This window comes from Paenibacillus sp. FSL H8-0537 (assembly GCF_038051995.1).
GTDB lineage: Bacteria > Bacillota > Bacilli > Paenibacillales > Paenibacillaceae > Pristimantibacillus.
Map to the genome: position 1 here is coordinate 434,323 of NZ_CP150290.1, position 12,627 is coordinate 446,949.

At 51.6% G+C, this 12,627-nt stretch carries 9 protein-coding genes; 5 read left to right on the forward strand and 4 right to left on the reverse strand.

Annotated features, from left to right (window positions below):
• Positions 1 to 17: 17 nt before the first annotated feature.
• From MHB80_RS01830 to MHB80_RS01840, 3 genes are all read right to left on the reverse strand, one after another.
• A complete protein-coding gene (locus MHB80_RS01830) occupies positions 18 to 3,044 on the reverse strand; it encodes a DEAD/DEAH box helicase (protein WP_341280567.1) in 3,027 nt (1,008 codons plus the stop codon).
• Positions 3,041 to 4,273, reverse strand: coding sequence for a hypothetical protein (locus tag MHB80_RS01835; protein ID WP_341280568.1), 1,233 nt, complete (start codon positions 4,271 to 4,273; stop codon positions 3,041 to 3,043). The genes MHB80_RS01830 and MHB80_RS01835 overlap by 4 nt, the downstream gene beginning before the upstream one ends.
• 495 nt (positions 4,274 to 4,768) lie before the next feature.
• Entirely contained in the window at positions 4,769 to 5,119 is a 351-nt protein-coding gene (locus MHB80_RS01840; RefSeq protein WP_341282831.1) for a type II toxin-antitoxin system PemK/MazF family toxin, read from the reverse strand.
• 248 nt (positions 5,120 to 5,367) lie between these two features.
• On the opposite strand from MHB80_RS01840, the gene MHB80_RS01845 reads away from it, so the two are divergent.
• Positions 5,368 to 6,735, forward strand: a complete 1,368-nt coding sequence (locus MHB80_RS01845; protein ID WP_341280569.1) for a HAMP domain-containing sensor histidine kinase — start codon at positions 5,368 to 5,370, stop codon at positions 6,733 to 6,735.
• 239 nt (positions 6,736 to 6,974) lie between these two features.
• On the forward strand, positions 6,975 to 7,967 hold the full coding sequence (locus MHB80_RS01850; RefSeq protein ID WP_341280570.1) for an alpha/beta hydrolase: 993 nt from the start codon (positions 6,975 to 6,977) through the stop codon (positions 7,965 to 7,967).
• A 15-nt stretch (positions 7,968 to 7,982) separates the two neighbouring features.
• Here the strand turns inward: MHB80_RS01850 and MHB80_RS01855 are convergent, their stop codons facing one another.
• Entirely contained in the window at positions 7,983 to 8,621 is a 639-nt protein-coding gene (locus tag MHB80_RS01855) for a hypothetical protein (RefSeq protein WP_341280571.1), read from the reverse strand.
• 153 nt (positions 8,622 to 8,774) lie between these two features.
• On the opposite strand from MHB80_RS01855, the gene MHB80_RS01860 reads away from it, so the two are divergent.
• From MHB80_RS01860 to MHB80_RS01870, 3 genes are all read left to right on the forward strand, one after another.
• Positions 8,775 to 9,092, forward strand: coding sequence for a thioredoxin family protein (locus MHB80_RS01860; RefSeq protein ID WP_056032253.1), 318 nt, complete (start codon positions 8,775 to 8,777; stop codon positions 9,090 to 9,092).
• Positions 9,093 to 9,349: 257 nt separating this feature from the next.
• On the forward strand, positions 9,350 to 10,855 hold the full coding sequence (locus MHB80_RS01865; RefSeq protein ID WP_341280572.1) for a response regulator: 1,506 nt from the start codon (positions 9,350 to 9,352) through the stop codon (positions 10,853 to 10,855).
• Complete coding sequence (locus tag MHB80_RS01870; protein ID WP_341280573.1) at positions 10,848 to 12,617, forward strand: sensor histidine kinase; 1,770 nt, start codon at positions 10,848 to 10,850, stop codon at positions 12,615 to 12,617. The genes MHB80_RS01865 and MHB80_RS01870 overlap by 8 nt, the downstream gene beginning before the upstream one ends.
• The last annotated feature ends 10 nt before the right edge of the window (positions 12,618 to 12,627 follow it).

The following is a 12,627-nucleotide window of genomic DNA, read 5'->3' on the forward strand; positions in this document are numbered from 1 at the left end:
TGGCGGCGTGAAGCCGCCTAAGCTTCACCAGCCCAGTCCTGTTTCAGCGTAACGAGCTGCTGGAGCGCAGCGTTGTCGAGCTCCGTAATCCACGTCTCGGAGCTGCTGGATATGACATTTTCGCTCAGCTTCTGCTTTGATTCCAGCATTTCGTCGATACGTTCCTCCAGCGTGCCGAGCGCAATGAACTTGTGCACCTGAACGTCGCGGGTTTGCCCCATGCGGTAGGCGCGGTCGGTCGCCTGATTTTCCACGGCGGGATTCCACCAGCGATCGAAATGGAACACGTGATTCGCCGCCGTCAGATTAAGGCCGACCCCGCCCGCTTTAATCGACAAAATAAAGACGTTCGGCTGCTCATCCGCAGGCAGCGTACTGGACTGAAAACGCTCGATCATTCGGTCGCGAGTTAGTTTGGTTGTGCTGCCGTTCAAGTAAAGAACCCGTTCTTGAAGCTCCCGCTCCAGAACGCCTTGCAGCAGCTGGCCCATGCCGATATATTGCGTAAAAATAAGGCAGCGCTCGCCTTCGGCTCGCAGCTCCTTCACCATCGCCATCAGCCGCTCCAGCTTGGATGATCGGCTGATTAGCGACTCCATTGCAGCCTCGGTGCCGGTCGTGCCGCTGGCGATTTCCGCTTCCATTACCTCTAGCGGCATTCCATCCTCCAGCAGAGCGGGATGATTGCAAATCTGCTTGAGCTGCGTCAGCACGGACAAAATCGCGCCTCGGCGCTTGTTGCCCTCCACCCGCTGCACCTTAGCCATCAGCTCGTTGACGGTTTGCGTATAAAGTGCGCCTTGCTCGGCGGTGAGATGAACATACGTTTTCATCTCGTTCTTATCTGGCAGATCGAGCTGAATCGCCGGATCTTTCTTTTTGCGGCGCAGCATAAACGGCTTGACCAGCCGCTGCAAATCGACAATGCGCTCCGGGTCCTGCTCCTGCTCGATTGGCGTAGCGAAGCGCTTCTGAAAGCCCTGCGCACTTCCGAGAAAGCCGGGATTCATAAAATCGTAGATCGACCACAGCTCGCTCAGCCGATTTTCAATCGGCGTTCCGGTCAGCGCAATGCGATGCTTGGCAGGCAGACTGCGAATGGCGGCGGCCTGCTTCGTCTGCGCATTTTTAATATTTTGCGCCTCATCGAGGCAAATCGCTTCCCATGTGCGGCCCTGCAGCAGCTCTTGATCGAGCATGGAGGTCGCGAACGATGTGAGTATAACATCCGCCGCGCTGGCGGCTTCGTAGAAAGCGTCGCCCGTCAGCCGTTTGCTGCTGTAATGCAGCATGACGTTTAGTGATGGTGCGAAGCGGCTAATTTCCTTCTGCCAGTTGCCGAGCACCGAGGTCGGGCAAATGATGAGTGCGGCTGCACGGCCAGCGCCGCCCGTTTCCTTCATCTGCATCAGGTAGGCGATGAGCTGCACCGTCTTGCCGAGGCCCATATCATCGGCGAGACAAGCGCCAAGCCCAAGCTGGCGCATAAAAGCAAGCCACGAGTAGCCCTCCTGCTGATAAGCGCGCAGTGTCGCTTGCAAGCCCGCAGGAACGGGGAGAGGTGGCGCCTCTTTTTGCTGCACGAGCTGATCCATCATCTCCTGCATATAGCTATTCAGCTCGACTTCTAGCCGCAGCTGCTCGTTCTCATCCTCGGCCTCATCCGCCGATGCCTCTGCATCTTCTTCCTTGCGGGCGAAGTAGTCCTTCCGCGAAAGCAGATGCAGCTGAAGCACATCCTGGAAGGAGAGCCCTTGGGCGCTGTTCATGCCCTTCATCATTTTGCTGATTTGCTCCAGAAGGCCGGGATCGAGCGTCACCCACTGCCCGCGGAATTGCAGCAGCCGCTCCTGACGGGCGAGCAGCTCCGCGAACTCCGCTTCCGTAAGGGTGAGATCGCCGACGGATACGCGCCAATCAAATTCGATAATGGCGTCGAGTCCGAAGAAGGAGCGGCCCTTCGCCGGGTTTTCCTCTTCCTTGACCTTGGCGCGCAGCTTAGGCTTTTTGCGGCGGGCGCTTTCCCACCAGGCGGGGAGCAGCACCTGCCAGCCCGCCTCGAGCAGACGGTTGCTGCCCACCGTCAGGAAACGCCAAACCGTATCGCTGCTGAGCGGCACTCTCAGCACATCGTATTTCTCGCCTGCCAAATGCTCGTCAGGCAGACTGGCGCGCAGATGATCCAGCCATCCGGCGGATCGACCCTGCACAGCATGAACCCAAGCCGCCGGAACCTCGCCGGCGACATCGCCATGCTGCGACAGCCTCACGGGCCGCAGCACCGACGGGTCCAGCTTGTCCTGCAGGACGAGCCGCAGCTGCCATGCCTCATCGGTTTCCTCGCCCGGCTCAAGCAGCTGCAGCATAGGGCGGAACGGCGCATGGTCTGCCTTCCAGCCGACGGCCATCAGCCAGCCGGACGGATCAAGGCCAGCGAAGATCGCCTTCTCCTTCACGAACAGCAGCGGATATTCCGCGCGCAAATCGGCGGAAGCTGCTTCACTGTTATAATAGCGCTGGAACACCGCCGCTGAGAAGGCGGCCTCCAGCATGCCCAGAAAGCCGTTCGACAGGCGACCGTCCTTCACTTTCTCCTCAGCAAGCGCAAGCTCGCTTGCCAGCTCCGCCGAAGCAGAGCCGTCCCACACCCATTGCAGCTGCCCGGCCCGCCATGCGGAGTGGCTCGGCAAGTAGCGCTTAGCCTCCGTGTGCTCGCGGAGCAATGGCGCGAGCCGGATGAGCGCAGTCGACTGCTCGTCCCATTCCCAATGAATATGCGCCAGCAGGTGCTGCTCGGCAAAGAAGGGGAGCACATGCTCAGCAGGAAGCACGACCAGCTCTACCTGCTCCATTTGCCGAATTTCAAGGTCTGTCCCATAGGTGGTGGCCGCATGCCAAGCGAATAGGCTTTGCTTGAGGCGAACGCCGGAAAGCAGATCCTGGCGGTCGTCCACCGCATACAGCAGCGCATCGCCAAAATCGGTTAAAGCCAAATGTACCGTTATCGTCGTCCATAAAGGGCTCTTCGTCAGCTCTGTGCTCATGACAGCAATTTCCCCTTTCGCAGCTCTTCCTGTAAAGCCCGCAAGCGGCTGTAGCGCCCAGCGAAAGCGGTGATGAACGTTTCCCAGCCCGCCTCGTCCTTGCGTTTTTTATACAGCTTCGCTAATCGTTTCAGCAGCTTGACCGCCGACTTATAGCCGTCCCTGTTTTTCAGCAGCACATAACGCTCGGCGGCTTGATGATAGAAGGGAAGCAGCAGCTCAGGCGCATGCTTCTCGATTGGAGCGAACATGGCGACGCGATAATACAGCGGGTCGATGCCCTCGCTGAGCTGGTAGTCGATCCACTCCTGCCATTTTTCATAATGATGAAGCTTGTCTGCATAGATGGAGCGCGAGGCGGGCAGCAGGAGCAGCAACTGCTCCCACATCGCTTCCTCCTCCTGAGGCATTTCCGCTAGCACCGCATCCCAATAGGCAAAAAAAGCATTCAAATGCACGCCATGATGATCCGCCAGCAAGCTCGCCGTTTGCTTCAGCCAGTGGAGCAGGCGATGCCACTCCTTGCGCTGCTCCAGCTCATCCAGCAGGGCATAATAATCATGAATGCGCAGCTTGGATTTGCGGCCCAGCGCGGTTAACAGCACTTGCGCCTCCTCGTCGCGGCCTAGCAGAAAGCACAGCCAGCATTTGGCGAACATCCATTGATAGCGGGTCTGGGCGATTTTCTGCTGGGGCTTCAGCGCCTCCAAATGTGCAAGCTCCTCTGCAAGCAGCGGGCTGCCCGGCAGGCGCGGATAGAGCCATTTTCTCCAAAGCGCATAATACACAGGTGAAAAATAATCCGCATACCGCTCCTCCGCGAGCAGTCTTCCACGCAAATCCGCCACGGTTTCCGCCAGGCGGTCCCAAAACGCTGGCTCGGCATCAGCGAGCGCCGGCGACTGCTCGAACAGCTTGCTGATGCTGCCCTGCACATCCTCCATCGCGACTCGCGTATGGTAGCCGACGAACGTGCCCGTATGCAGCTGCTCCATAATAAACAGGAAGCTGTGCAGCTCGAACAGGCATTTCATCGCAGGGGAAAAAGCTGGCCGCGATTGCTGAATAAGCTCAGCTGCGCGGCCGGCATAGTCGCTGTTTCTCGTTTGTGCGGCCAGCGGCTCCAAGCATTGCAGCAGCCATTTTCGCCACTCCGAAATCGGCAGCGTGGGAAGCTGCTGGAGTGCGTCGTTTTTTTTTCGCTCGTTCTGTTTATCTATAGGCATCATTCGAATCAATCTCCTGAGTCATTTCTTGAAGGCGGGCTTGTTGGTTAGCTTCATTCCGCTTCCATTCTTCAAAAAGTGCGAGGTATAGGCAATTATGGTTAACCATTTTTATGTATTTGGATTCATAGGAATTTTGGCGGACACAGAAGCCGTTATTCCCTGCAAAAACGGTTTTTGGCCATGTTGGTGGACTCAGAAACCGCTAATCAGCCCTATTCCTCCTTTTTAAAGCGATAGGAGGCGGCATAACGGCTTCTCTGTCCGCGCAGCAGCTATAAGCATGTAAATCGCTGAAATAGCGGAAGGTCAGTCCTTCAAAATGGAGAATCATTGAGCGGAGCTGACCGAGTGCACGAGTATACTGCTCTTGTTCGCTCACCATGTTTCTAACCCTAACTATACGCGAATAAAAATAGAGTTGGCAAATCGCTTATTCAAACGAAATCGCCGTGCTCCTAATGGTTAGGGGCGCGGCGATTGATGGTTATATATGTTTTAGGCCAGTATAGAGCGCGTGTTGCGCAGCACAGCTTTCATGAAGGGAGAATCTACAGGGACGCTGCCCATAATTTTAATTTTCCGTTTCTGCACGTCGAGACTTTTCATTTGATCGGTCAGGACAACTCCAGAGAAGGCAAGACCGCCAGGCAACGCGACTTCAAACGGATATTCTTTGATTTGGCTTGTAATGGGACAGACGACGGCAAAGCCTGTCCTTTCGTTAAAATCAGCTTCAGACAATACAAGAGCGGGTCTTCTCCCAGCCTTCTCATACTCGGCTTTCTCATGACCAGCTTGGGGATCAAAATCCAGCCATACTAAATCGCCTCGATCGGGGATAGGTATCGTCAAATGAGCTCGTCTCCTTCAATGCCAACATCGAATTCCTCATGCCGTGGCAAAGCGGGCTGGATTTTAGCAAGGAGTTGCTTCAGTCGGAAAGGCGCCTAAATCCAATTATTAAATCTCCTTGCTGTAGTAGTATAATGATTACTACTGAAGTAGGATGCGAAACAGGGAAAGAGGGATCGGATGCTTACTATTTTTCAACTCGAAACGGTTCGTGGGCTTGGCTATCGACTTGAGGTGCCAAAATGATTAAATCCTTATATACACGTGTAGTCCTGATATTTTTAGTGTCCGTGATTGGGAGCACGATCATTGCTTTTTTGGCAGCAACTTGGTTATTTGAAGATCAATTAAACGAAAACTCGCAAATTCTTTTGCGTAATTTTGGACAGGACATCACCTCGATCTACGAGACCATTCCGTCACGTGAAGCGGACGAATTAGTAAGTAAACTGAAGCAGCTTAATTCCTTTCATATCCGAATTTATGAGGCGACGGACAGATTCCAGTCCTTCGGAGCGCTGGGCGGACACAAGCCTGCTGTTATACCTGTGGAGCAAGTACAAAATGTATTAGATGGAGAAGGAGTTCAAAGCAATAAGGATGGTGTTACGGTTACCTACATTGGATTTCCATTGAACACAGATATGGGAATGAAAGCGATGTTTGTGGAGACGCTCTCCCCTCCATCCACCGCATTTGTCATAAAATGGGGACTAAATATTGCAGCGTATTCGTTAATTACAGGAAGCTTATTTGTTCTAATTGCCTCCTTTTTCATCATAAGGCCGATTAACAAGCTGACAAAAGCGACCAAGCGGATAGCAGCTGGAGACTTCAACGTCAAGCTGAATATTAAGCAGACGGGTGAATTAGGTGCGTTGGCTCGCAGCTTCGAAGAAATGATGCATGATCTGCAGCGGCTGGAGCAGATGCGCAGGGAATTCGTAACGAACGTGTCGCATGAGGTGCAATCGCCGCTCACCTCGATATCCGGGTATGCTATAGCGCTCAAGCAAGAAGGCGTTGAAGCTAATGAGCGCAGCCGTTATCTCGATATTATTATCAATGAAGCGAAGCGAATGTCCAAGATGAGCGATAATCTGCTCAAGCTAAGCTTGCTCGAATCACAGTCACAGCAGCTGCAGCTGGCAACGCTCAGTCTTGATGAACAGATAAGGCGAGTTATCGTCGCGATCCAGCCGCAATGGTCGGCGCGCAGCATCCATTTTGAGCTTAATTTGAAGCCAGCTATGCTAACGGCTGATCATGATCAGCTAAATCAGGTATGGACCAATATCATTGGCAATAGCATCAAATTTTCCAAGGATAGCGGCATAATTAAAGTCAGCATCAAACAAGACAGCAAACAATTTACCGTCCGAATATCAGACAACGGTATTGGTATTTCGCTAGAGGATCAGAAGCAAATATTCGAGCGTTTCTTTAAAGCTGATCGTTCTCACAGTCGAAAATATGAAGGCAGCGGTATGGGGCTGGCCATCGTTAAACAGATCATTTCGCTTCATCAAGGCGATATCCGAGTGGAAAGCGAACCGGGTCAGGGAACCACCTTCATCATCACCTTGCCCATCACAACGCTGACTGAATAAGGGGCTTATCCGTTATCCTAAAGCGGTCACCTCACTTCTCCCATGCCTGCGTCATCCGGTGCAAGCTTCCTTGCCTATAATGACGCAGGCTTTTTTGTGCTCGTTCATACTCCGTTCATCCTGCTGGCATGTAGAGTACATCTTCTTCGTGTAAGCTCTCCTTAACGAATCTTAAAGGCAGCCCAATAAAAAGATGACGATAGGAGAAGATGCAAGTGGAAAGACGAGAGGTAAGCAACATGGAGCAGGATACAGCAGCAGATAAAAAGCCAGCCAGCAGAATGAAAAAATGGCTTCGCCATTTACTTAAAGGATTAGCAATCGTAGTTATAGCCATTGTTGTTTTTATAGCCGTCGTTTTTTTCGTTGATCTGTTCAGCAGCAAATCAGAGCAAGCGAAATTATTACCTTATGGCCAGTCTGTAACTGTAGATGGAAAATATATGAATGTATCGACTCATGGAGAAGGAGAAGAAACCATTGTGCTCCTTCCGGGTTATGGGACAGCGTCGCCAGCACTTGATTTTAAGCCGCTAATTGAACAACTGTCACCCTATTACAAAGTCGTCGTAGTTGAGCCATTTGGTTATGGATTAAGTGATCTAACCGACAAGGAACGAAGCATAGACAATATTGTAAGTGAAATTCATGAAGTGCTGCAGAGTCTTCAAATCAATCGTTATATTTTAATGGGCCACTCCATTTCAGGATTATACAGCTTAGACTATGTGAACAAATATCCAAGCGAAGTGAGCGCATTTGTCGGGCTCGACAGCAGTGTCCCGGCGCTGAAAGAGCAGAAGATAGGGCCCTCCATATTAAAGACGCTTAGCCTGCTCAGAGAATCAGGCTTCGCCAGATTGCAATTGAAATTAGGCGATGACCCTTATGCTGAATTACCCTATGATGATCAAACAAAAGAACAATTAAAAATACTCATTCGCAAAAACATTTATAATGCCAATCAATTAAATGAGGCCGGAAATATGTATGCTAATTTTGAAGCAGCAGAACAATTAACCTTCCCAAAAGCTCTTCCCGTTATTTTCTTTATCCAAGCGAATCATCCCGTAACGGATAGATGGATACCAGAGCATGAGAAGCAAATTAAGAATTCTGTTCATGGAAAAATAGTGTTATTTGAAGCGGATCACTATTTATATCGTACTCATTCGGCAGAAATCGTTGAAAACCTCAGGATGTTCAAGGAACAAATAAAACAAGACAAGTAGATGATTTCTACTGTGCTAGGTAACAATCTGCTGCGTATTGCCCTGTTTTGCGCCGGGGCGCTGTACGATTTTCACCGAGCGGCTTTGCACGAGTAAAATATAACCAACATCAAAAAGGAAAATGAGGACGTACATGATCATCAGCAGCAGCGAATCAGGATAGAGCTTGTAGCTGAGCACGGAGGCGCATAGGGTGCCGAGCATTTTCGCCCAAGCAATAAAACGGGACTGCCCTAGCAGGTCCTTCTGGAACAGCATTTGAATAAACAGGATCGACATCATCAGATTGATGCCAAAGGCGGTATATTTGCCCTCCGGGTCATGAAATTCGACCGAGACGCCGTAATGCAGCAGAAACGCGGTAACGAGCAGAGCGCTGACGATGACCGCTATTTTTTTCGGTGAATAGTTATTGCGGGTGTAATACAAAAATTGCAGCAAAATGATGATGTCAAGCGCGAACCAGACGATTGTAATGATTTGCTGAAGCGGATTGAAGGGAATGAGAAAGCCAAACAGTAGCTCCCACGTCAGGTTGGCGCAGAGTGCAGCCAAAGGCATGCCGCAGGTGCGGTCCTTAAAGCCTTGATAAATAATTAGCAGATAGGTGATTGTCCAAAAAAACGCCATTCCGAGCAACAGCAGCAGGTCCATCAAGCCTCATCGCATCCTTTCCAAAAACGGTTGTTATAAAAACGTATGTTGGCGGCTGCTCGTCTATGTCTTATGTTAAAATAGAAGGCAACGAAGCTGGCCGGGTGCCGTTAGGCACATATACAGCCAGAGCAAGGAAAGAAGGACGAACGTATGGCAATCTATGAAATCGAAGAGGATGAGTGGCTGCGTCTGGCAAGAATCGGCAATGGGAAGGATGCTTTGCTGTTCTCCAGCCCTTTCTGCGGAACCTGCAAGGTTGCCGAGCGGATGCTGGACATCGTTCAGGCAGCGGAAGTGCCAACGACGATGTATAAAATCAACATTAATTACGCGCCCAAGCTGCGCGAGGCTTGGAAAATTACGAGCGTTCCCTGCCTGGTGCTGGTGAAGGACGGCGAGCCGCAGCGGTTCGAATACGCGATGCGTTCTGTCGATTATCTTTACAAGCTGCTGAAAGAGGATGAGTAACTATTTATATTTATGAAAAGGGTACATCGGAGCATGCTGCGATGTGCCTTTTTTTAAATATATTTCTCGGAATGAAACGTGCTGCGCCGCCAAAGGATGGCTTTCGGCCGTTTCACCTTGTCTTTCACCTGAAAAAAACAGACATCACCTGAAATAAACAACGGTAGGAAAATAAGCGGCTCTCCATTACGATGAAGGAGAATAAGGCGGGTATACTAGAATGATTTAGAAGGTGCTTTGCAGGGAGGATGGGGAAGATGCTGAAAGCGGTTGTATTTGATGACGAATATATTGTCCGCCAAGGGCTGAGCCAGATGATCGACTGGCAGCGTTATGGCGTCGAGCTGGTAGGAACAGCTGGAGATGGCCTATCGGCACTGGAGATGTTCCGCGAGCTGCGCCCAGACATTGTGCTGACGGATATTCGGATGCCGGGGATGGACGGACTGCGGCTCATTGAGACGGTGGCTGAAGAAGCGGGGGATACGATGTTTATCGTGTTCAGCGGCTTTAATGAATTTGAATATGTGATGCGGGCAATTGGGCTTGGGGTTGTCGATTATTTGGAGAAGCCGGTTACGGTAGAGAAAATAGATGAAGTGATGCGCAAAGCGATAGAGCGGATCGACAAACAGCAAGCGTTCAGCTCCATGAAATCCAAATGGGAAGCGTCTCAGCAGGAGCTGCTGGAGAAAGCGACGTTGAATTTGCTGTTAGCAGGCGACAGTGCGCTAGGCAAATGGAAGCAAAGCTATGGCCCAGATTGGGAAGCTATTGCGGGTATTACGGTGCTGGCTTTTTCCTCGGAATGTGTGGAGCTGGTGGAAAGCTCGTCCTATCGCATCGTTGAGGTGACGAATGGAGCAGACCGGCTGTCAGCGGTGCTTCATTTCAAGCTGCCTGCAGATGAGCTATGGGAGCAGCTTATGCTGCAGGGTGAAGATTGCGAGCTGTTCGCAGCTGGAGGAACCTATACAACGCTTGCAGAAGCCCCAAAAAGCTGCAAGGAAGCACGGCGAGCGCTCCGCTACGGTCGATTTTTGGAGGAAAGCGGCTTGGTTCGCATTGAGCAAATGGAAGGCAGCGATGAGCTGGCTGGCAACTTGACGAAGCATGAGGAGTCGGTCATTTTCTCCTTGCGCACGGGGGATAAAAAGGGGCTGCTGGCTGCCTTGGACGAATTCGAGGCGTCGGTTGGGCAGCAGAAGCTGGACCCGGAGCAGGCGGAGCGCGAAATTTTGCAGCTCGTTTATGTAGGCCATGAGGTGCTGAAGGAAACGGGGCGCGATACTCGCTCCCTCGGCAAGGTCGCGCATCAGGAGCTAGGCGTTATGCATACGCGCGAGGAAATGTTCCGCTGGCTGCGGGGCAAGGTAGAGGCGATGCTGACGGCGATTACGGAAGCAAGGCGTTCTACGAAGCATGCGGCGGTCGAAAAGGCGCTTGCCTATATGGAGGCTCGCTTTGGGCAGGACATTTCCTTGCAGGAGCTGGCGGAGCATGTTGGCCTGAATGCGACGTATTTCAGCCTGCTTTTCAAAGAAGAGATGGGCATCTCCTACATTAAGCATTTGACCCATGAACGCATGGAGCATGCGAAGGTGATGCTGCGAGAAGGGCTGCTGGTCGGCGAGGTCAGTGAGAAGGTCGGCTATCTCAACTACAGGCATTTTACGGAAACGTTCAAGAAGCTCGTAGGCATGACGCCTAAGCATTATCGGGAAGCCCATGCTATCGAGCGTAAGGAAGACGGCCATGGCTAAAAAACGACTAGTGAAATGGCTGCGGTTCAAAAAAATCCGAAGCCGGTTTCTGGCGGCGATGATTTTGCTCATTGTGCCTTCGATTATGCTGCTTGGCTATATTTCCTTCAATATTACGAAGGACACGCTGACGGATATGAATGAAAAAACGAATTTGGATCATTTGCGGACGTCCAGCGAGGTGGCCGACCTATTATTTCGGAATATTAACAATTTTCATCTGTCCATTGTTGTAAACGATGCCATTCGGCAGAGCCTGCGCAGCAGCGGGGAAAACCCGGGCATACAGCCCGATACGGTGAACGGCAGAACCTCCTCGCGGCTCCAGCGCTTAATCAGCAGCAGCTTTGCGGATACGCGTTATGTGACCTCGGTCTGTCTGCTGGATCTGAAGTTTCACACCTACTGCTTTGGCCGCTCCGACGATGCGGGCGTGTATGAAGGAAGCGATAAAATAGCCAAGATTACAGGCTCGGATTGGTACAGGGGAGCGTATGAGAGCAAGGGAAGGGTTGTATATTATCCGATTGATATTTTTGACGAATCGAATAAGTCCTTTTCCAGTGTGAAGCTGTTTCGCGATGCAGAGGACCCGAGCGGCGAGCCAATCGGCATTCTCGTGGTCAACGTTTCTAAGACGATTTTTGATAAAGTGTTCGGTGGCAGCAAGGAGAATGGCTCGTTCATGGTGCTCAGCGAGGGGGCTGGCCCGACAAAAGCAGTATACAGTCATAATGACACCGTTCCGCTTGCTGGCGGGACAATTGCGGAGACGCTCGGCCACTTGAAGGATGAAGGCTTTCTGGTCAATCCTTATTATAATCAGACGACAAGCTGGACGCTTGTCCATCTCGTTGAATCGAAGGAGCTGCTGAAGCACACCCAATACATTGGCCTGGCGACGACGCTTATTGCTGCGGCTTTCGCGGTGACAGCGCTGATCATTTCCTATTTTATATCGGGGACCATCACAAGACCGCTGCTGCGGCTGAAAAAAATGATGAATGACTGGACGCTCGGCAAGCGCGATTTTCCGGCGGAATTTGCCCAGGATGAGGTCGGCGTCATCGGTGAGACGTTCAAGAGGATTGCCCACGAAAATGAGGAGCTGAATGCACGGCTCATCAACTCGGAGCTGAAGGAGCGGGAAGCGGAGCTAAGGGCGCTGCAATCGCAGATTAAGCCGCATTTTTTGTACAACACGCTGGATTCGATTTATTGGATGGCGATTTTGCAAAATAATAAAGAGGTTGCCCAAATGGCAGTGTCGCTTTCTGAAAGCTTCAAGCTCAGCTTGAACAAGGGCAAGGAGACCATTCTCGTATACAACGAATTGAAGCATATCGAGCATTATTTGAACATCCAGAACATTCGGTTCAATAACCGCTTCCACTATATCGAGGAGGTGGAGGAGTCAATCAAGGGGCTGGAGATGATGAAGCTGCTGCTGCAGCCGCTGGTCGAAAACGCCATTTACCATGGTCTGGAGCCGAAGGTCGGAGAAGGAACCATTCGCTTGACCGGTGGAACCGACGGGCCGTATTTGATTTTCACGGTTGAGGATGATGGCGTGGGTATGGCGGATATCGCCCAGACAGAGCAGGGCTACGGCATGCGCAACGTCAAGGAGCGGCTGCTGCTGTCTTATGGGCAAGGCAGCTCGCTGTCCGTTTGGAGCCGCGAAGGAGAGGGCACCCGTGTGACCTTGCGCTTCAACCCATCGAACCTACCTAAAAAAAACCGACACTCACCTGAAAAATGAAGCGCTTTCA